This window comes from Sphingomonas sp. DMC8, from assembly GCF_056314185.1.
Map to the genome: position 1 here is coordinate 263266 of NZ_JBQUYV010000007.1, position 20841 is coordinate 284106.

Genomic DNA, 20841 nt, shown 5'->3' on the forward strand with positions numbered 1-20841 from the left:
ACCATGCGGGCCGCTTTGCCTGTCGCTGCCGGCGTTGATTGGAGGAGGATACCTCCCGCACGGCATCACGGACGGAGGGCTTCCGTCCGCGCAACAGGATTAGCGGCGCGTCTCCCGAACGAACTGAACCGACCTCATTGCTGAACCATGAGACATCGGATCACCTCCTTTCGCCAGTTGAAGAGCCTGTGCCACCCGGCACACTTGACTTGTAGAGTCATGCCGAGTCGCAGAACAAGTCTTGTAATAAGTTTTTATTGGTGCGATTCTGGAATTCTGGGCCGAAGCGGTGGCTACCGCGTCACCCCCGGCAATCCTCCACCACGCGCAGAATCTCCGGCCAGGCCGGTACGGTGAGCGTGCCTGCGCCGCCTTCGATCAGGAAGCGCCCGCGGCTGAATCCCATTGCGTCGAGCAGCGGATCGCCGGGCGCAAACTCCACCGCGACATAGGGCGGCGTGCCCCCGGTCGGCACCCCCTGCACGGCACGCACCGTACTGGTGGTGCGGATGGTGAGCGCCGCCGGCATCGTCCCCTGCCGCGACAGATACACCCGCGCCCGCGCCTTGTCGCACCGCAGCGTCACCTGCGCCTCCTGCCCCGCCACGCCGAACAGCGCGATGCTGCCGCGCGCGTCCCGGCGATAGGCCCAGTCCCCGGGCGTCAGCGACCAGTCCCGCCAGTCGGCGACGGGTGCAGCGGGCTTGGGCGGCGGCGGTGCGAGCGGCGGCGGAACCGGCACCGGCCGCGCGGCGGGCGGCGGCGTGCTGGGGGCAGGAACGCAGCCGGCGAGGATGACAAGGGCGGCGGTGGTAATACGGGGGAAGGAACGCATGAGTGGCTTATGGGGGAGCGTAGAGCGACGCTCAACCGTCCGGGGCCATGACGAGCGATGAACCCGACGGATTGCTCAAGCAGCGCGCGGTACGATGCGGTCGAGCGCGCCATTCATCGCACGCTTTGCCGCTTCCAGATCATAGTCGTTTTGAAGGCCAAGGAAAAAACCTTCCGACATGCGGAGATAACGCGTCAGCCGCAAATCGGTCTCCGCATCGACCGAAATCTCTCCAGCAACCAGTCTGGCGAGCTTCGTCGGGTCGATACCGGCGCCCGCCGCAACTTCTTCCAGCGGAAACGCCGAGCCGACCAGAAAATCCTCACGCAGGATCTCGCCGGGATGGACATTGTCCAGCCGGTCCTCATCCGCGATGGTAATCCTCGATCCGGACATCGTCCGCGCCTCCATCCACCCAGCGGAAGGTGATCCGCCACTGGTCGTTTATGCGGATACTATATGTCCCTTTGCGGTCGCCCTTCAACTCCTCAAGGCGATTACCCCGAGGCTCGCGCAGTTCCAGCGGGCTGGTCACGCGGTTGAGGATACGCAGTTTGCGGCGCGCGGTCTGCTGGATGTTGGACGGGAGTGACCGACTTCGGCCACCCTCAAAAATACGTAACGTTTCTTGCTCAGCAAAGCTTCGGATCATCGCGCCGCTCACCGCATGTTGAATACGAGCTCTGTATTGATGCAGCGATGGTTGCAGTGACAAACTGGTTATTCATAGACTCTTCAAAAAGCAGGTTGACAAACGAGACGGGAAGTCGCGCGACTAGCAGGACGCACCTAAATTTCTTGCTGTAACGGTTACCGCCGCCCCGCCCCCATCCGCGTCTTGGTCTGCTTCCCGTACCGCGTCTTGCGCGTGCCCGGCTTGCCTTCGTTGCTCCGCCCCATCACCGGCGCCTTGCGCTCGCCTTCGGGCAACCCGAGTTCTTCCGCCTCCAGCGCGCGGATTTCGTCGCGCAGGCGACCGGCTTCCTCGAACTCCAGGTTCGCCGCCGCGTCGCGCATCTTCTTCTCGAGCTCTTCGATATAGGCGCGCAGATTGTGGCCGACCATGTGCGGGCGGTCCGCATCGATCTCCACCGTCACGCCGTCCTTCGAGGCGACATGGGCGATGATGTCGCCGATATTCTTCTTCACCGTCTCCGGCGTGATGCCGTGTTCGGCATTATACGCCATCTGCTTCTCGCGGCGGCGGTTGGTCTCGGCCAGCGCGCGTTCCATGCTGCCGGTCATGCGATCGGCATAGAGGATCACCCGCCCCTCCACGTTGCGCGCCGCACGACCGATCGTCTGAATGAGCGAGGTCTCGGATCGCAGGAATCCTTCCTTGTCGGCATCGAGAATCGCCACCAGTCCGCATTCGGGAATGTCGAGCCCCTCGCGCAACAGGTTGATGCCGATCAGCACGTCGTACACGCCCATCCGCAGATCGCGGATCAGTTCGATGCGTTCCAGCGTCTCGGTGTCCGAGTGCATGTAGCGGACCTTCACGCCCGCCTCGTGCATATATTCGGTCAGATCCTCGGCCATGCGCTTGGTGAGCGTCGTCACCAGCGTGCGGTATCCCTTGGCGGCGGTTGCCTTGCACTCCTGGATCAGATCCTGCACCTGCTCCTCGACCGGCCGGATCTCGACCGGCGGATCGATCAGGCCGGTGGGGCGGATCACCTGCTCGACAAACACGCCGCCGGTGCGCTCCATCTCCCAGTCGCCCGGTGTGGCCGAGACATAGGTGGTCTGCGGCCGCATTGCGTCCCATTCGTTGAAGCGCAGCGGCCGGTTGTCGATCGCGCTCGGCAGGCGAAAGCCATATTCGGCGAGCGTCAGCTTGCGCTTGTGGTCGCCGCGCGACATGCCGTTGATCTGGCCGATCGTCTGATGGCTCTCGTCGACGAACAGCAGCGCGTTTTCGGGCAGATATTCGAACAAGGTGGGCGGCGGCTCGCCGGGCAGGCGGCCGGTGAGGAAACGGCTGTAATTCTCGATGCCTGCGCAAGAGCCGGTGGCCGCGATCATTTCCAGGTCGAAATTGGTGCGCTGCTCCAGCCGCTGCAGCTCCAGCAGCTTGCCCTCGGCCTCCAGTTCCTTCAGCCGTTCGGCCAGTTCGTGGCGAATGCCTTCCATCGCCTGTTTCAGCGTCGGCCCGGGTGTCACATAGTGGCTGTTGGCATAGACGCGAACATAATCGAGGCTCGCCACCTTCTTGCCGGTGAGCGGATCGAACTCGACAATCTCCTCGATCTCGTCGCCAAAGAAGCTGATCCGCCAGGCGGTATCCTCATAGTGCGAGGGGAAGAGCTCCAGATTGTCGCCGCGCACCCGGAAGGCGCCGCGCCCGAAGGCGGCGTCGTTGCGCTTGTACTGGAGCGCGACGAGCTTGCGGATGATCTCGCGCTGGTCGACCACCTGGCCCTTTTTCAGGTCGAACACCATGGCCGAATAGGTTTCGACCGAACCGATACCATAGAGGCATGAGACCGAGGCGACGATGATCACGTCGTCGCGCTCGAGCAGCGACCGGGTCGCGGCGTGGCGCATCCGGTCGATCGCCTCGTTGATCGAGCTTTCCTTCTCGATGTACGTGTCCGACCGCGGCACATAGGCCTCGGGCTGGTAGTAATCGTAATAGCTGACGAAATATTCGACCGCGTTTTCGGGGAAGAAGCTCTTGAACTCGCCGTACAGCTGCGCGGCAAGGATCTTGTTCGGCGCGAGGATCAGCGCGGGGCGCTGCAGCTCCTCGATCACCTTGGCCATGGTGTAGGTCTTGCCCGATCCGGTGACGCCCAGCAGCACCTGGTCGCGCTCGCCGGCGCGCGCCTGTTCCACCAGTTCGGGAATCGCGAAACGCTGGTCGCCCGAGGGCTGATAGTCGGAAACCAGCTTGAACCGCCGCCCCCCTTCTGCCTTTTCCGGGCGCTGCGGGCGGTGGGGCACGAAGGACTGGCCGGTTTCCGGTTCGTCCAGCGATGTGCGAATCTGGATTGCCATGGCGCGAATATGGGGGCGCCGGCGGGAAAAGAACAGAGCATGTACGCACGGGCACCGCCCCGAACGCGCTAATCCCGCGCCCGATAGGCGATCCGCCACATCACCAGGCCGATTCCGGCGGCGATCAGCGCGATCAGGGCGCTGGTGCCGAGCGCGCTGATCCAGCGCATCATCCAGGCGCGGCTGTCCATCGGCGGCAGGCCCAGCGCGCCGAAGCCATAGGTCTGCGCGCCGGTGAACAGGCCCAGCGCGGTGACGCCGGCGACCAGCGCGGCATGCCGGGCGCGGCGCAGACCGGCGACGTGGAATACCAGCCAGAGCGGCCCGGCCACCGCAGTGATCGCAATTCCCGAGAACAGGCTGCCCAGCACCCAGCCGGCAGCGAGCGCCAGCGGGCTGCGCTGTCCGCCGGCCACCAGCAGCGCAAGGATCAGCACCCCGCCCAGCGCACTGCCGGCGGCGAGCGCGAGTCCCGCGCGATCGATGCTGGTATCCAGTCGGCCCTGTGGCCGCACGACGCTCGCCATGCTGAAATCCGCCCCTCCCCAGGGTGCGCTTCCATACTGCGCTCGCCCGCCCCCGCGCAATACGGCCTCGCCCGGAGGCATCCCGGAAGTGGCGTTCAGCTCCCGCCTAGCACGTTGATCGTAAAGGCCAGCACGCCCAGGTTGAACACGAAGGCGGCAATGCAGTGCAGCGTCACGACCCGGCGCATCCGCCTTGTGGTGACGGACACGTCGCTGGTCTGGAAGGTCATGCCCAGACAGAAAGCGAAATAGATGAAGTCCCAGTAATTGGGCTCCGGCGTCTCGGGGAACTGCAGCCCGCCCTGGTCGCGGCCGCCGGGCGCGGCGGTGTAGAAGAGATGGGCATAATGCAGCGCATAGACGCTGTTGCTGAACGTCCAGCTTAGCGCCAATGTCGTGAGGATCAGCGCCAGTGCGCCGGGCTGTGGCGCTTTGCGCTCCATCAGCTCGCTGGCGACCGCGATCAGGATCACCACCGTCACGGCGCCGGTAATGCCCAGCAGCACCAGCCGGTTGGCATCATTGGCGCAGGCCGATCGCCGCATCGCTTCCGACTGGTGGCGCAGCATCGGCACGCACAGCGCCAGGAAACAGGTCGCGCCGATGTCGAACCCCAGCATCACGCCGCCGCGCAGCCCCCAATAAGGGTGCAGCAGCAGCGTCGCGACGGTGGTGACCAGCGCGAAGGCCAGGAATCGCGGCGGCGCGAGCACATTGCCGATTCCCCGGCGATGTGCCCCGCGCCGCAGCGTCTTCCTGCTCAGGCTGCCTTCGCCTTCTTGGCGGCCTCGATCGCTTCGAGCACGATCTGGCGCGCTTCGGCGGCATCGCCCCAGTTGCCGATCCGCACCCACTTTTCGGATTCGAGATCCTTATAGTGTTTGAAGAAATGCTCGATCTGCTGGAGCACGATCGACGGCAGGTCGGTCCGCTCGCCGATGTCGCTGTAATAGGGGAAAGTGCTGTCGACCGGCACGCACACCAGCTTCTCGTCGCCGCCGGCTTCGTCTTCCAGCTTCAGCACGCCGATCGGACGCGCGCGCACGACGCAACCCGGAACGAAGGGCGAGCGGGCAATGACCAGCGCGTCGAGCGGATCGCCGTCGGGCGACAGCGTGTGCGGCACGAAGCCATAGTTCGCCGGATAGCGCATCGGCGTGTGCAGGATGCGATCGACGAACAGCGCGCCGCTGGCCTTGTCGAACTCATATTTCACCGGCTCGCCGCCCACCGGCACTTCGATGATGACGTTCAGGTTGTTCGGCGGATCGTCGCCGACGGGAATCAGGTCAATACGCATTGTGTTTCAAGCACCTGTTGGTTGGCGGCCCCGCCCCGTCTCAGCGGGGCTGAAGCAGCTTGTCTAGGCCAGCCTCTCCTTGCGCCGTCTTGACGAGGTGCGGATAGCGCAGGCCGTCATGATAGTCGATGGCGACATCACGATAGCGTTCGCCACGCTTCAGCGTCAGCACGATCGGCACCTTGGTGCCCTTGGCGCCCTTGACCGCATCGATCAGCATCTCGCTCGAATAGGCACGGCCGTTCACGGCGACGATTTCGTCGGCCAGCGTGATCCCCGCCTTGAATGCAGGACCGTCCCAGGCGACGCCGGCGACGCCCTTCTTGCCCACGGCAAGCCCCAGCGAATAGCTGAGATCGGCAAAACCCGGCCGGCCGCCCTTGTTCGGCACATCGGTATAGACGAGCTTGTAGCCGTTGCGCTCGAATCCCTTCAGCGGCGCATGGTCGGATACGTCGTACAGCCGCTCGGTCAGCAGCTTGTGCCAGTCATAGGCGACGATGCCGTCCAGCGTCTTCACTACATCGTCGAACGTGTAAGTGACTTCGCCATAATCGCCGTCGCGACCGCCGAAAAAGGCGCGGGCGAAATCGTCGATCGATTTGGTGCCGCCGCTCTTCTCGCGCAGGATCGAGTCGACCTCCATCCACACCAGCAGGCCTTCGTTGTAATAGTCTTCGGAGCGCTGCCAGCTCGTCCAGGGCTTGGGCGCACGTGCGGTGAGGATCGGATCGTTGGTGGTATCGATCAGCGGGCGCCACTGGCGGCCGGCGCGCGTGTCGAGGCTGGCCATGATGTTGGCATAGGCGTCGAGCGTCTCTTCCTTGCTGACCAGACCGGAGCGCGCCTGGAGCACATAGCCCCAGAACTGGGTCTGGCCTTCATAGACCCACAGCGACTGGTCGCGCATCGGCATCCGGTAATCGGGCGTCCACAGCTCGGCGCCGCGACGGTACTTGCCGTCCCAGCTATGGGTATATTCGTGCGGGAGCAGGTTGCGCGCGCCGGCCTGTTCCTTCCACTTGGTGAAATAGCCCAGCCCCACGCCGTCTTCGGAGCTGCGATGATGCTCCAGGCCGATACCGCCCAGGTCGTCGCTGATCGACAGCAGGAAATGATAATGGTCGTAATGCTGGGTGCCGAAGGTCTTCACCGCCTGATCGACCAGGCGCTTGTGCGCGTCGATCTGTTCGGGCGTCGCTTCCAGTTCTTCGGGCGTGTCGGCGAACATATCGAGCGTAACGCGCGGGCTGAGCTCGATCGGCCGGTAATAGCGGCCGGCGAGCACCGGCGAATCCATCAGGATCTCGTAGGTGGTCTTTTCATAGGTATAGGTCGAGCCATTGGCCTTGGCCGGCACCGCGCCAGCGGCCGACCAGCCTTCGGGATATTTCACCGTGGCCTGGATCGGAATGCGACGCACGAAATAGCCGGCCGGATAGAGGCTCAGCGAATTGAACTGCAGGCTCATCATCGCCGGCGTCATGACGATACGGCCCTGATTGCCTTCGGTCGCGGAGACGAACTGGAACTCCAGGTCGAGCTGCTTCGCGCCGGCGGGCACATCGACATGGAAGGCGAAGACGTCGACCGGATCGCGCGTCCAGGCGATCCGCTTGCCGCCCGCGCAGATCTGCAGGCCCGCCAGCTTCTCGATTTCGCCGCGCGGGCCGTGCTTGCCGGGCAGCCATTCGGGGAACAGCAGCGTCAGGTGGCCGGCCTTCGCCACCGGAATCGTCTCGCGCACGCGGAAGATGCCGCGCAGGGTATCGGTCGCGTCGACATCCAGCTTGATCGTGCCCGGATAGGGAATGTCGCGCGCGGCCGGGATCGTGTCGACGATCGGCACCGGCTGCGGCGCCGAATTCTGCGCGAACGCGGGCGCAGTCGAAGCAAGCAACAGGGCGAAAGCGGAAACGGCACGGATCATCGGCGAAACACCTCAGGAGGATGGCGAACGCGCAAGAAACTGCGCGCCTTGCGTAATATCGTTACCCGCGCCGCGCGCCGTTGCAAGGGCTTCCGGCACCTGAACGCGCAGGCGGCACAGTTCACGCCTTTCTAACCATCTTCGCCCTATGCCTTCCGCCATGTTCCACGACGCCACCCTCGGCGCCTCTGCCGCCGTCACGCCGCGGCCGCGCTCTGCCGTCAGCCATGGCGTCGGGCTGGCGGGGCTGGCCGGCATGACCCTCTGGGTCGCGATCGCGCACCATTTCCGGCTCGACGGCCCCTATGCCGCGCTGGTCAATGTCGCCGCCTGCGCGCTGCCGATGGTGCTGTGGTCGCTGATCGTCGACAAGGTCCACCGCAACTCCAGCACCGGCATCGACTGGTCGCTGCGGCGGCCTTGGCGCGAAGTGCTGGAGATTTCGATCACCAAACTTACCGGCTTGTGGCTCACCTGGGGCGCGATTGCCGCCATCTATGCGGTCGGCCGTTTCTGGTGGGATCCGCGCTACGGCAATTTCCCCTTTGCCATGTGGTGCATCGGCATCGCCGCACCCGCGCTGTTCGTGCTCTCGATTCCCTATGTCCTGTGGCTGGACCGGCGGCTGGTGACGCCGCGTGACGGCGCCTGGCATGCCGGCGCCTGGGCAATGGGGCTGAAGGGTGCCGACCCGGCCGCCGTTGCGAACCATGCACGCAGCTGGGCCGTGAAGGGCTTTTTCCTCGCCTTCATGCTGTCGATCGTACCGCCTGGCTTCGGCCAGTTCGTTGGCGCCGATTATGGGCAGGTGTGGCGCGATCCGGTGGCGCTGGCAGGGTGCTGCATTACCTTCATGTTCCTGATCGATGTCGCCTTCGCCACTGCCGGCTACATCCTCACGCTGCGCCCGCTCGATTCCCACATCCGCAGTGCCAACCCCAGCGTGGCGGGCTGGACGGCGGCGCTGATCTGCTATCCACCCTTCGCGCTGATGGGCAGCGTGCTCGATTACCATCAGGGCACCGCCGACTGGAATATATGGCTGGCGGGCCACCCCGTGCTGCTGGCGATCACCGGCGCGGTGCTGGTGGGGCTGACGGCGCTTTATGCCTGGGCGACGGTGGCGTTCGGCCTACGCTTTTCCAACCTGACGCATCGCGGCGTGCTGACGCACGGCCCCTATGCCTGGAGCCGCCACCCCGCCTATCTGGCAAAAAACCTGTTCTGGTGGCTTTCCACCCTGCCCTTCCTGGCAACCACGGGCTGGGTCGATGCCGCGCGCAACACCGCAATTCTCGCCTGCGTCAGCGGCATCTATTACTGGCGCGCGAAGACCGAGGAGGCGCATCTGTGCGCCGATCCCGAATATCGCGCCTATCGCGACTGGATGGAACGGCACGGTCCGGTGCCGCGGTTCTTCGCACGCCTGTCCGGCCGCGCCTGATACCAAGGTGCATGGGTTCTGCCCCATCCCGCTTTCCTCTGTCATCCCGGCGGAAACCTGGATCCATTCGCCTCTCATTTTCAGCAAGAGCCGATAGCGAGACTTCAATGGACCCCGGCTTCCGCCGGGGCGACGCTTCGTCAAGCAGCGATGGGTTCTTATCAGCGCAACTCGGGGTGATTCCCGGAAAAGCTAAGGGCCCGCCTCCCTTGGGAAGCGAGCCCTTCACCGATTGCTTGTGGCCTGGATTCAGGCTGCCGGCACTTCGGCTTCGTCGCCCTTGGTGACGCGGCGGCGACGCGGCTTCTTCACAGCCTCTTCCTCCGCCGGAGCAGCTTCAGCGCCGATCGCCGGCGGCAGTACTGCCAGGTCGATACCGTGCGAGGTTTCGGCCTCTACGGGCGCGGCCTCGCGACGGGGGCGACCGCGACGGCGCGGTGCGGCTTCGGCAGCGGCGGGAGCAGGAGCATCGACAAACTGGGCCGGCGCAGCGGCTTCATTCTGCGCGGCTTCGTCGGCATGACCATTGGCATAGCCGTTGGCGGCGCCGTTGTTGCGACCGTTGCGGCGATCGTCACGCGATTCGCGATAGTCGCGGGGTTCCCGCGGTTCACGACCCTCACGCGGTTCACGGCCTTCACGGGGCTCACGGCCTTCGCGGGGCTCACGCGCCTCCCGCTCGTAGCGCGGTTCGCGGTCACGGCGGGGCTGGTGCTGCTGGCGCGGCGCCTCCTGCTCGTCTTCGCGACCCGCTTCGCCTTCGAGTTCGAATTCGTCCTCGTCGCCGTCGAATTCCTCGCGCTGGCGGCGCTGCTGATTCTGTTCCTCGAAGCGTGAACGATTCTCGTTCAGCACGCGAAAGTAATGATCGGCGAACTGCAGATAATATTCAGCATTCACCCGATCGCCCTGCATCTGTGCATCGCGCGCGAGGTTCTTGTACTTCTCAAGCAGCTGGGCGGCATTGCCACGGGCACGGTTGTCAATACGATTGCCGTTGCCCTGGTTGTTCGGGTTTCCACCCTGGCGCTGCTGCCCGCCACGACCGCGACGGCGGCCGGCCTGACGATTGTTCATCAAGGTCTCTGTGTCCTGTCTTTACAAAGCCGTCCGTCGATCCATCGAGGTTCCGGATGCAGGGTTACATTCGCGGACAGCACCGGATATCCGGTGCTCCCCGCTTGCCACGGCCGCCGGACTGCAGCGGCGCACATGACCATGGAGTCGGGCCTCAGCCCTTTAATTCAACGACTTGGTTGAAGGTGCCTCGCCCCGGCGTCCTTCTAGCCGCTGGTGCAGCATTCTCCAAGCAGAAATATGTGACGTTTTCGCGTGGATTCAAGTCAGCCGCACCACGCGCGGGCGCCCACCCATATCCTTATAGACGCTTGGAGACAGGCCATGTTCCTGTCCCAGCAAAGAAACTGCTGCGGCCTGGGTCCAGCCGATCTCCAGCACCGCCGCCCCGCCGGGGGCGAGCAGGCGCGGGATATCCGGAATAATACGGCGATAATCGTCGAGCCCGTCGGCACCCGCGAACAGCGCCTCGGCCGGTTCATGGTCGCGCACCTGCGGCGGCAGCGGCTCCTCCGTCCCGATATAGGGCGGGTTGGCTAGGATCAGGTCGAACGGGCCGTCGATACCCGCTGCCCAATCGCCCACGCGGAAGGTTGCGCGGTTCGCCATGCCCAGCGCCGCGGCATTGCGGCGGGCATAGTCGAGCGCGGTTTCGGAAGCATCGACGCCCAGCCCCTCTGCCTCGGGCCATTCGGCGAGCGCTGCGAGCAGCAGCGTGCCGGGACCGGTGCCGAGATCGAGGATACGTGCCGGGGCACGGTCGGCAAACCACGCCACAGCCGTTTCGATCAGCGTCTCGCTGTCAGGCCGCGGGATCAGCACGCCGGGGCCGACCGCCAGCTCGATCGTCCAGAAGGCGCGGCGGCCGAGGATATAGGCGACCGGCTCGTGGGCCAGCCTGCGCGCGACGAGTGCTGCGAAACCGGCGGGTTCGGGATCGTTCAGCCGGGCGAGCAACAACCCTTCGCGCGTGGTGTCCAGCGCATGGGCCATCAGCAACTCGGCATCGAGCCGGGGGGTGTCAGAGACGCTTTCGAACTGGCGGGTGGCTTCGGCAAGGACAGTTCTTACTCCCCTCCCGCTTGCGGGAGGGGGCGGGGGAGGGGACGGCGGTTCTTGTCCGGACGTCACAGCAATGCTTCCACGTCGGTCCCTCCCCCAGCCCCTCCCGCAAGCGGGAGGGGAATATGGGCGGGTAAGTCAGCCATCCAGCTGCGCAAGCCGGTCTGCCTCGTCCTGCGCGACCAGCGCGCCGACCAGTTCGCCCAGCTCGCCTTCCATGATTTCCGGCAAGCGGTGCAGCGTCAGGTTGATGCGGTGGTCGGTCACGCGGCCTTGCGGAAAATTATACGTCCGTATCCGTTCCGACCGGTCGCCCGAGCCGACCATCGAGCGCCGCGCGCCGACGCGCTCGGCCGCCAGCCGCTCGCGCTCAGCCTCGTACAGGCGGGTGCGGAGCACCTTCATCGCCTTGGCCTTGTTCTTGTGCTGCGAGCGCTCGTCCTGCTGGATCACGACGATCCCCGTCGGCAGGTGGGTGATCCGGACCGCGCTGTCGGTGGTGTTCACGCCCTGCCCGCCCGGGCCGGAGGCGCGGTAGATGTCGATGCGCAGATCCTTTTCGTCGATCTGCACGTCCGCCTCTTCCGCCTCGGGCAGCACCGCGACGGTGGCGGCGGAGGTGTGGATGCGGCCGCCCGCCTCGGTCGCCGGCACGCGCTGCACGCGGTGCACGCCGCTTTCGAACTTCAATTTGGCGAACACGCCGGTGCCGGTGATGCCGACCACGACTTCCTTGTAGCCGCCCGCTTCCGAAGTGCTGGCCGAGATCAGCTCGGTCCGCCAGCCGAGCCGGTCGGCATAGCGCTGGTACATGCGGAGCAGGTCGCCGGCAAACAGCGCCGCCTCGTCCCCGCCCACGCCCGCGCGGATTTCGAGCAGCGCCGGGCGCTCGTCGGCTGCGTCCTTGGGCAGCAGCGCGAGCGCAAGCTTGCGCTCGGCATCGACCAGCGCGGATTCGTTGGCGCGAAGTTCCTCCACCGCCATCGCCCGCAGCTCGTCATCCGCGTCCTGCGTCATCCGTTGAAGCGAGTCTCCCTCAGCACGCAACCGCCGCACGTCGCCAGCGGCCGCCGCGACCGGTTCGATCTCGGCATATTCCTTCGAGACCTGAACGAAGCGATCGCCGGCAAGCTCGCCCGTCGCCATCAGCGCCTGCAACTCGTCACGCCGCGCCTCGATCGCCGCGATGCGGTCCGCGGGGATGCGGGTCATGCGTTGCCCGTCACCCCAGCGAACGCTGGGGTCTCCCAAAGCGGGCTGATCGGGTGGGGCATGTTACGGGAGATCCCAGCATTCGCTGGGATGACGCCTTGGCTCATGCGTTGTCGCCGCTAACTTGATTGTAGCGCTCCGGAAGGTCACGCAAGATCGCCAGCAGTAGGTCCGTAGCTTCTTCGTGCGTCCGTGTTACATCTGAAAGATGCAGCTTGTGATCGGGCTTTACGAAGAGAACTGCTTGGAAGCCCTTCCGCTTTGCTGCTTCGACCCGCTTCTTCGAGTTACCCCGAAATCCCAACTCGACGCGCCAGTGTGCCCGTCGAAGACGGGAGGCGATTTCCTGCGCCTCGATCTCGAGAGAGCTACCATCGGGCACAATGGCTAGTGACCGGGACATATCCTCTACCGGCTCCTCGATCAGCATCGCCAGCCGCTCGACGCCGGCCGCCCAGCCCACGCCCGCAGTCTCTGGTCCGCCCAGCGAGCCGATCAGCCCATCATAGCGGCCGCCGGCCAGCACCGTGCCCTGCGCGCCGAGCCGGTCGGTGACGAACTCGAACGCGGTGTGGCGGTAGTAATCGAGCCCGCGCACCAGCCGCGGGTTGCGCGTCCAGGCGACGCCCGCCGCATCCAGCCCGTCGGTCACTGCCTTGAAGAAGGCGGCGGCCTCGTCGGTCAGATACGCATCGATGTCCGGCGCGCTGTCCGCGATCGGGCGGTCGCGCGGGTCCTTCGAATCGAGGATGCGGAGCGGGTTCTTTTCCAGACGGGCTAGGCTGTCTTCGGAAAGCTCCCCCTTGTGCGCCTCGAAATGCGCCACCAGCGCGGTGCGCCAGGCGTCGCGCGTCGCGGCATCGCCCAGCGTGTTGAGCTGCAGCGTCACGCCCTCGGCGATGCCGAGTTCCTTGAGCAGCTGGTCGGCCAGCACCAGCAGCTCGACATCGGCGGCAGGCTCGGGCGCGCCGATGATTTCGGCGTCGATCTGGTGGAACTGGCGATAGCGCCCCTTTTGCGGACGCTCGTAGCGGAAAACCGGGCCGGAGGTTGCCAGCTTCAGCGGCGCGAACTGCTGCCAACCCTCGGTGATGTACGCCCTCGCAATACCGGCGGTAAATTCGGGGCGAAGCGTGATCGAATCGCCGCCGCGGTCCTCGAACGTGTACATCTCCTTCGAGACGACGTCCGATGTTTCGCCCATCGACCGCGCGAACACGCCGGTCGCCTCGAATATCGGGATTTCGAGCCGCTGGAAGCAATAGAGCTTGCGCACCCGGTCGAACGTTTCGAGCACCTTGGCAAATCGCCGCTGGTCTTCGCCGAAAATGTCCTGGGTGCCCCGGATGCGCTGAGGGGTCTGGATACGTGCCATTTGGGCGCGGCTATTAGGCCGGATTGATGCAGGCTGCAACGTGGGCGTTGGGGAGCTGAAACTTGCGTTACCTGTGTTCCCCTCCCGCTTGCGGGAGGGGAACAATGGAGGGAGGGTTACAACGCCGCCGCGAAGGCCCGGGCATTGGCGCCGACTTCCACCGCGCTCAGCCCCGGCTTGTACAGTGCCGAACCCAGCCCAAAGCCCGCCGCACCCGCCGCCGTCCAGGGCGCCATATTGTCCGGCGCAATGCCGCCGACCGGCAGCACTCGCACATCCTTGGGCAACACCGCGCGCATTGCCTTCAACACGGTCGGCGTGGCCGCCTCGGCGGGGAACAGCTTGAGGGCCGTCGCGCCCGCATCCAGCGCCGCGAAAGCCTCGCTGGGGGTCGCAATGCCCGGCAGCGAGACGAGCCCCGCCGCCGCACTCGCGCGGATCACATCGAGATTGGCGTTCGGGGAAATGATCATCGTGCCGCCGGCGTCGGCGACCGCCTGAACCTGATCGACCTTCAGCACCGTACCCGCACCGATCACGGCACGCCCGGAAAAGCGCTTCGCCAGCCGCGCAACACTGTCCAGCGGATCGGGCGAGTTCATCGGCACTTCAATAAGGGCGAAGCCCGCGGCCACCAGTTCCTCGCCGATCGCCTCCACCTCTTCTGGCTTTACCCCACGCAGGATCGCGACCAGCGGGCAGCGGACAAAGGCGGCGTCGAATTCGGCGATGTGGCTCATGCAATCTGCTCCGCAATGGCGAGGATTCCCGCGACGAACGCGTCATGGCTGCTGGCAATCACCGCCTTGCGCCCATGTGCGCCGACCGCCGCCGCATAGAGACCGCCCAGCATCGGGTCGGCAAGGATATGGACACTGTCATGCCCGGCATTTTCCAGCCGCGCCGCGACATCGCTGCCGATCAGCAGCCCGCTGGCATAGGCGGCGGCATCGGCGTCGTCGCGCACGCCCAGCATTTTCGCCGCGCGGATGCCGAAGAGCGAGGCGGCCAGGTCGCGCTTACGCCCCTCTTCCACGCCTGCAAGGAACGCGGGGCCGACGCGCACCTCGCCGCCCAGTTGTGCGGCGAGCAGACCGTGCTTACGGAGCAACGCGAACAGCTCCCCGGTCATCGCCGTGGTGAAATCGGCAATACGGCCGTCAACCATCTCCACCCATTTGCAATGGGTGCCGGGCTGGACCAGCAATGTATCGGCAGGCGCCAGCCCGGCACGAACCGCGCCCAGCAACTGCACTTCCTCACCCCGCATCACGTCCGGCCGTCCGGCGATCAGCGTCGACACGCCCGGCACGATAGCACTGCGTTTGTCGACCCAGAGCAGCGCCGCCGCCAGTTCGGCGATGCCTGCAGGCGCAGCGACATAGGGCGCGGGTTGCCAGCCGATATTGGCGCCGACCATGCCAGCCATCAGCATCGGCAAGTCGCCATGCCGGGCGCGGATGCCCGCCGCTTCGGCCGCGAAGTCGGCGACCGACGTAACGCCCTTGTCGTCACGTTCGGTATGCGCGACGCGACCGCCTTCGATCACGAAGACACGGCGGTTGGTGGTGCCCCAGTCAACCGCGAGGAACGGGCCGGAAAAACTCACCACCATGTCGCGTACAACGCAATCAGGATCAAAATGACACCAAGCCCACCAATATTGAACACAGCCGGCGTCGCAAAGCTGACACCCTGCATCGTCACCACATTCTTTTCCCGCTTGGCCGGCGCTGCCAGCGAGACAAGCACGGCGAGGATCAGGCTGGCAAGGAACACCACCAGCATCCGGTTCATGAAGGGCATCAGAAAGGCGTTAGCGGCGTCCGGCAGCCAGGCTGCAGGGATCGCACCCTTGAGCATCGCTGACAGCACCACCGATGCGACGGCAGCAACGATCGCCCCCGCTTCGGTCGCCCTGCGCCAGAACAGGCCGAGCAGGAAGATCACGGTGATGCCCGGCGTGAAGAAACCGGAAAATTCCTGGATGAACTGGAATGCCTGGTCGGACTGGCCGATGAGCGGCCGGGCGGCGAAGATCGCGATCAGCACCGCCAGCGCAGCAACGCTGCGGCCGATCAGCACCAGATGCTTTTCCTGCCCGGTGGCACCGGCGCCATCCTCACCACGGGTGCGGATGCCGCGCGCCTTGGCATAGAGGTCGAGCGTGAAGATCGTGGCGATCGAATTGATCTTGGAGGCGGTCGACGCAATGATCGCCGCGACCAGCGCCGCGAATACCAGCCCGAGCAGCCCCGGCGGCAGCAGCCGCATCATCGTCGGATATGCTTCGTCGGGCTTGGCCAGGTCGGGCGCCAGCACCACGGCAGCGATGCCCGGGAGGACGATGATCACCGGCATCAGCAACTTCAGATACGCCGCAAACAGCACGCCCTTCTGCGCCTCGCCCAGATTCTTGGCGGCCAGCGCACGCTGGATGATATACTGGTTGAAGCCCCAATAGCTTAGATTGGCGATCCACAGGCCGCCTACCAGCACCGCAATGCCGGGCAGGTCATTGTAGAATTTGTTATCCGGCTTCAGGATCATCTGGAAATGGTCGGGCGCTCGCGCGGTCAGCACCTGGAAGCCGGCGATCACACCATGCCCCCCGCCGATCTGGTTGAGCGTCAGATACGAAACGACCAGGCCGCCCAGCACCAGCAGCGTCACCTGCACGATGTCCGTCAGTGCGACGGCCTTCAGGCCACCCCAGAGCTGATAGAGCAGCGCGAACAGGCCCAGCGCGATCAGCGCGTGGCCCTGGTCGATGCCGGCCACCTTGTTGACCGCAATCGAACCCAGCCAGATGATCGAGGTGAGGTTCACGAACACATAAAGCGCGAGCCAGAACAGCGCCATCAGCACCGGCAGCAGCCGGCCATAACGCTGCTCAAGGAACTGCGGCATCGTATAGATGCGGTTGCGGAGGAAGATCGGCAGGAAGAACTTGCCGACAATCAGCAGCGTCAGCGCGGCCATCCACTCATAGGATGCGATGGCGAGCCCCATCGCATAGCCCGAGCCGGACATGCCGACGATCTGCTCGGCCGAGATGTTCGCCGCGATCAGCGACGCGCCGATCGCCCACCAGGGCAGCGACTTGGATGCGAGGAAATAGTCCGCCGTATCCTTGGCATGGCCAGGCTTTTCGCGGCTGACCCATTGGGCAAGGCCGAAGATGCCGATCGCATAGGCGATCACCACGATCAGGTCGATCTGCGAGAGACTCATGCTCCACTCCTGCTGCCCCGGCACTGGCGCATGGCCCCGCGCTTCTCAGGCGTCTGCCGCGGTGGTGCGGCTGCCGTTCATTTATCTTATTTATCGGGCTTGTCCAGCGGCGCGCATCGGCTAACCTAGCGCAAACATATCGGACGTTTGCGGATTGCGCGTGCGGCCGGGAAAGCAGAGCTACACGAGGATGTCGACCCTTCCCTATTCCACCGGCGCCGGTGATGCGCGTGCCTCGCTGGGGCGCAACCTGACCTATGGCATGCTCGACGCGCTGGGGCGCGCGATCGTGACCGGCCGCTATGACGATGAACCCTTCCCCACCGAAGCCGAGCTTGCCAAGCAGCACGGCGTCAGCCGGTCAGTGACGCGCGAAGCCGTGAAGATGCTGACCGCCAAGGGGCTGCTCAGCGCCCGGCCGCGCCAGGGCACGGTGGTACAGCCGGCGTCGTCGTGGAACCTGTTCGACACCGATGTGCTGCGCTGGCTGCTCGAGCGGCAGTTTTCGGTCGACCTGCTGCGCCAGTTCAGCCAGTTGCGCATCGCGATCGAGCCCGAAGCGGCGGCGCTGGCCGCCCGCTTCGCCAGCGCCGAGGATCTGCGCCAGATTTCCGCGGGCCTGGCGCGGATGGAGGCGGCGGAGCGCGGCACGGACGATACGCTGGATGCAGATATCGCCTTCCACGTCGCGGTGCTGCGCGCCTCGGGCAACCCCTTCTACGCCCAGTTCCGCGATATGGTGGCGACTGCGCTGCGCACGTCGATCCGCTTCACCAACCGGATCAAGGGCCGCACCGCCAGCGTGAGCGACCATGCCGCGGTCCGCGACGCCATCGCCGCTCGGGACGCTGCAGCCGCCCGAACCGCGATGCAGGCGCTGATCGGCGACGTGGTGGAACTGATCGACGGCGCCGGCCTGAGCGACGGCGCCGCCTGATCACGGCGGTCGACGTCAATGGCTGTCGCGCGGCAGTCCCCGGGTCTGGGCGATGCGCTGATACTTCACCGCATTTTCGAACACCGCCCCGCCATCGAACTGACCGACGAGATCGCGGTGGATTTCCTGCCACGGCGTCTGCGATTCCGGCACGTAGTCGATACCGAGTTCGGCGCGGCGCGCGGCCAGTTCCTCGTCGCTCACCAGCATGTCGGCGGTTCGTTTATTCAGGTCGATGCGGATCCGGTCGCCGGTGCGTACGAGTGCCAGACCTCCCTCAACGGCCGCTTCGGGGGCGGCGTTTAGGATGGAGGGGCTGCCGCTCGTGCCCGACTGGCGGCCGTCGCCCAGGCAGGGAAGCGCATGGACGCCGGCACGGATCAGCGCGGCAGGCGGGCGCATGTTCACCACCTCTGCCCCGCCCGGATAGCCCACCGGCCCCGCGCCGCGCATGATGAGGACGCAGTTCTCGTCGATCGCGAGTTCGGGATCGTCGATGCGACGGTGATAATCCTCCGGACCGTCGAACACCACGGCGCGGCCTTCGAATGCGCCGGGATCGTCAGGGTTGGAGAGATAGCGGTCGCGGAACTCGTCCGAGATGACCGAGAGCTTCATCACCGCATTGTCGAACAGATTGCCCGACAGCACGGTCAGCCCGGCCGCCGGCCGTAGCGGCGTGGCAAGCGGGCGGATTACGTCGGCATCCTCGATTTCGGCAGTGCCGACATTGTCCGCAACGGTGCGCCCGTTCACGGTCAGCGCATCGCCCTGCAGCAGCCCGGCGCGGTACAGTTCGCCCATCACCGCCGGCACGCCGCCAGCGCGGTAAAAATCCTCGCCCAGATAGGTGCCCGCCGGCTGCAGGTTCACCAGCAGCGGCACGTCGGCGCCGTGCGATTCCCAGTCGGCCAGGCTCAGTTCCACGCCGATATGGCGGGCAATCGCGTTGAGGTGGATCGGCGCGTTGGTCGAACCGCCGATCGCCGAATTGACGCGGATCGCGTTGAGGAACGCCTCGCGCGTCAGCACATCGCTCGGCTTGCGATCCGCCAGCGTCATCTCGACGATCTGCAACCCGGTGCGATAGGCGCATTCGGCCCGGTCGCGATACGGCGCCGGGATCGCCGCCGAGCCGGGGAGCGACATGCCGAGCGCTTCGGCCAGCGAGTTCATCGTCGTCGCCGTGCCCATGGTGTTGCACCAGCCGGTAGAGGGCGCCGACGAGGCGACGAGCTGGATGAAGCCCTTATAGTCGATCTCGCCCGCCGCGAGCATCTCGCGCGCCTTCCACACGATCGTGCCGGAACCCGTGCGCTCGCCCTTGAACCAGCCGTTGAGCATCGGCCCGACCGACAGGGCAATGGCGGGAATGTTCACCGTGGCGGCCGCCATCAGGCAGGCGGGCGTGGTCTTGTCGCAACCGATCGTCAGCACCACGCCGTCGATCGGATAGCCATAGAGCGTCTCGACCAGGCTAAGATACGCGAGATTGCGGTCGAGCCCCGCCGTCGGCCGCTTGCCCGTTTCCTGGATCGGATGGGTGGGAAATTCGATGGCGATGCCGCCTGCGTCGCGAATCCCCTCGCGTACCCGCTTGGCGAGCTCGAGGTGGTGGCGGTTGCAGGGGCTGAGGTCGCTGCCGGTTTGGGCGATGCCGATAATCGGCTTTCCCGACTGCAATTCTTCCAGGCTGATGCCGTAATTCAGATACCGCTCGACATAGAGCGCGGTCATGTCCGGGTTGGCGGGATTGTCGAACCACGCCCGCGAACGCAAGGTGCGAGGGGTTTCAGCTTCTTCGGTCATGCATCCTCCGCTATCGAGCGCCGTTGACGCCGAGGCCCGGCTTGATACCGGCGCCCTGCGTGAATAGAAAGAGCATATATATCTTATAAAAGGAAGGATGTAGAATGCCGGAGCGGATTCGCCTTGGGCTCGTGGGCATCGGGAAGATTGCACGCGACCAGCATTTGCCGGCGCTGGCGGCGGACGGACGGTTCGACCTTGTCGCCACGGCCAGTCGCAACGCCCAGCTGGACGGCATTCCCGCCCATTCCGATATTGAATCGATGATCGCCGGCGGCCATGCGCTCGACGCCGTATCGCTGTGCACCCCACCCGGCGGGCGGTATGAGCAGGCACGTGCCGCCATCGAAGCGGGGCTGCATGTCATGCTCGAAAAGCCGCCGGCCGCGACGCTCAGCGAAATTGCCGACCTCGCCGAACGCGCCCGCGCAAAGGGCGTCACGCTGTTCACCACCTGGCATTCGCGCGAGGCGGCGGGCGTGGAGCCCGCACAGGCGTGGCTGAAGGGGAAGCGGATCGACGCCGTGCGGATCACCTGGCGCGAGGATATTCGCCGCTGGCATCCGGGCCAGGAATGGATTCTGGCTGCGGGCGGCTTCGGCGTGTTCGATCCCGGCATCAACGCCCTGTCGATCGCCACGCGCATCTTGCCCGACGCGCTGTTGCTCGAAACGGCGACAATGGAAGTGCCGGCCGGCCGCGCCTCGCCCCTGCGCGCTGCGCTGAAGATGCGGTGCGGCACCGCCCCCGTTACCGCCGATTTCGACTTTTTGCAGACCGGCCCGCAAACCTGGGACATCGAGATCGACACCGATGCCGGCACGCTTCGGCTTGGCCTGGGCGGTAGCATCGTCCAGCTTCCCGGCGAGGCCGAACAAAAGGCACCGGACCGCGAATATGCCCGGCTCTATGCCCGATTCGCCGAACTGGTGTCGGCGGGCGAGAGCGACGTTGATGTCCGTCCATTGCAACTTGTTGCGGATGCATTTCTGCTGGGTGAGCGAACCATCGGCGAAAGCTTCGCTTTTTAAGTAACTTGAACGAGAAACCGCACACTGGCCGAGATATTTTGCGACAACTCTCTTGTGGCGGTATC

19 protein-coding genes are annotated in these 20841 nt (G+C 65.4%); 3 read left to right on the plus strand and 16 right to left on the minus strand.

Annotated elements, in window-relative coordinates:
- Nucleotides 1–301: 301 nt before the first annotated feature.
- The 8 genes from ACT53K_RS15815 to ACT53K_RS15850 form a co-directional block, all read right to left on the minus strand.
- The gene (locus tag ACT53K_RS15815; protein WP_476229673.1) at nt 302–835 is read right to left on the minus strand and encodes a hypothetical protein; all 534 of its coding nucleotides are present in this window, start codon (nt 833–835) and stop codon (nt 302–304) included.
- Between the two features lie 75 nt (nt 836–910).
- Nucleotides 911–1231, minus strand: coding sequence for a HigA family addiction module antitoxin (locus ACT53K_RS15820; protein WP_476229674.1), 321 nt, complete (start codon nt 1229–1231; stop codon nt 911–913).
- The gene (locus ACT53K_RS15825) at nt 1200–1499 is read right to left on the minus strand and encodes a type II toxin-antitoxin system RelE/ParE family toxin (protein WP_476229675.1); all 300 of its coding nucleotides are present in this window, start codon (nt 1497–1499) and stop codon (nt 1200–1202) included. Before ACT53K_RS15825 ends, ACT53K_RS15820 begins: the two co-directional genes overlap by 32 nt.
- 146 nt (nt 1500–1645) lie before the next feature.
- Nucleotides 1646–3838: an excinuclease ABC subunit UvrB gene (uvrB, locus tag ACT53K_RS15830; protein WP_476229676.1), complete on the minus strand. Its 2193-nt coding sequence runs from the start codon at nt 3836–3838 to the stop codon at nt 1646–1648.
- Nucleotides 3839–3906: 68 nt separating this feature from the next.
- Entirely contained in the window at nt 3907–4365 is a 459-nt protein-coding gene (locus ACT53K_RS15835) for a hypothetical protein (RefSeq protein WP_476229677.1), read from the minus strand.
- 95 nt (nt 4366–4460) lie between these two features.
- The gene (locus tag ACT53K_RS15840) at nt 4461–4985 is read right to left on the minus strand and encodes a DUF1345 domain-containing protein (protein ID WP_476229700.1); all 525 of its coding nucleotides are present in this window, start codon (nt 4983–4985) and stop codon (nt 4461–4463) included.
- Nucleotides 4986–5125: 140 nt separating this feature from the next.
- Nucleotides 5126–5665, minus strand: coding sequence for an inorganic diphosphatase (ppa, locus tag ACT53K_RS15845; RefSeq protein ID WP_476229678.1), 540 nt, complete (start codon nt 5663–5665; stop codon nt 5126–5128).
- A 40-nt stretch (nt 5666–5705) separates the two neighbouring features.
- A complete protein-coding gene (locus ACT53K_RS15850) occupies nt 5706–7595 on the minus strand; it encodes a M61 family metallopeptidase (protein ID WP_476229679.1) in 1890 nt (629 codons plus the stop codon).
- Between the two features lie 160 nt (nt 7596–7755).
- Here ACT53K_RS15850 and ACT53K_RS15855 point away from each other — a divergent pair, with 160 nt between their 5' ends.
- Nucleotides 7756–9039 carry a methyltransferase family protein gene (locus ACT53K_RS15855; protein ID WP_476229680.1) on the plus strand — a complete coding sequence of 428 codons (1284 nt, stop codon included), beginning with the start codon at nt 7756–7758 and terminating at the stop codon, nt 9037–9039.
- A gap of 249 nt (nt 9040–9288) precedes the next feature.
- On the opposite strand, the gene ACT53K_RS15860 is transcribed toward ACT53K_RS15855, so the two are convergent.
- The 7 genes from ACT53K_RS15860 to ACT53K_RS15890 all read right to left on the minus strand — a co-directional run bounded on the left by ACT53K_RS15860 (nt 9289) and on the right by ACT53K_RS15890 (nt 16999).
- Nucleotides 9289–10116: a DUF4167 domain-containing protein gene (locus ACT53K_RS15860; protein WP_476229681.1), complete on the minus strand. Its 828-nt coding sequence runs from the start codon at nt 10114–10116 to the stop codon at nt 9289–9291.
- Nucleotides 10117–10377: 261 nt separating this feature from the next.
- The gene (gene prmC / locus ACT53K_RS15865; RefSeq protein ID WP_476229682.1) at nt 10378–11247 is read right to left on the minus strand and encodes a peptide chain release factor N(5)-glutamine methyltransferase; all 870 of its coding nucleotides are present in this window, start codon (nt 11245–11247) and stop codon (nt 10378–10380) included.
- A gap of 69 nt (nt 11248–11316) precedes the next feature.
- Nucleotides 11317–12390, minus strand: coding sequence for a peptide chain release factor 1 (gene prfA / locus ACT53K_RS15870; protein ID WP_476229683.1), 1074 nt, complete (start codon nt 12388–12390; stop codon nt 11317–11319).
- Nucleotides 12391–12493: 103 nt separating this feature from the next.
- On the minus strand, nt 12494–13765 hold the full coding sequence (gene hisS / locus ACT53K_RS15875) for a histidine--tRNA ligase (protein ID WP_476229684.1): 1272 nt from the start codon (nt 13763–13765) through the stop codon (nt 12494–12496).
- A gap of 116 nt (nt 13766–13881) precedes the next feature.
- Nucleotides 13882–14505 carry a 2-dehydro-3-deoxy-6-phosphogalactonate aldolase gene (locus tag ACT53K_RS15880; RefSeq protein ID WP_476229685.1) on the minus strand — a complete coding sequence of 208 codons (624 nt, stop codon included), beginning with the start codon at nt 14503–14505 and terminating at the stop codon, nt 13882–13884.
- Entirely contained in the window at nt 14502–15380 is an 879-nt protein-coding gene (locus tag ACT53K_RS15885) for a 2-dehydro-3-deoxygalactonokinase (protein WP_476229686.1), read from the minus strand. Before ACT53K_RS15885 ends, ACT53K_RS15880 begins: the two co-directional genes overlap by 4 nt.
- A complete protein-coding gene (locus tag ACT53K_RS15890) occupies nt 15371–16999 on the minus strand; it encodes a sodium/sugar symporter (protein ID WP_476229687.1) in 1629 nt (542 codons plus the stop codon). The genes ACT53K_RS15885 and ACT53K_RS15890 overlap by 10 nt, the downstream gene beginning before the upstream one ends.
- Before the next feature lie 190 nt (nt 17000–17189).
- Here ACT53K_RS15890 and ACT53K_RS15895 point away from each other — a divergent pair, with 190 nt between their 5' ends.
- Nucleotides 17190–17936, plus strand: coding sequence for a FadR/GntR family transcriptional regulator (locus ACT53K_RS15895; RefSeq protein ID WP_476229688.1), 747 nt, complete (start codon nt 17190–17192; stop codon nt 17934–17936).
- A gap of 15 nt (nt 17937–17951) precedes the next feature.
- On the opposite strand, the gene ACT53K_RS15900 is transcribed toward ACT53K_RS15895, so the two are convergent.
- On the minus strand, nt 17952–19745 hold the full coding sequence (locus ACT53K_RS15900) for an IlvD/Edd family dehydratase (RefSeq protein ID WP_476229689.1): 1794 nt from the start codon (nt 19743–19745) through the stop codon (nt 17952–17954).
- 104 nt (nt 19746–19849) lie between these two features.
- On the opposite strand from ACT53K_RS15900, the gene ACT53K_RS15905 reads away from it, so the two are divergent.
- The gene (locus ACT53K_RS15905) at nt 19850–20776 is read left to right on the plus strand and encodes a Gfo/Idh/MocA family protein (protein ID WP_476229690.1); all 927 of its coding nucleotides are present in this window, start codon (nt 19850–19852) and stop codon (nt 20774–20776) included.
- Nucleotides 20777–20841 lie beyond the last annotated feature (65 nt).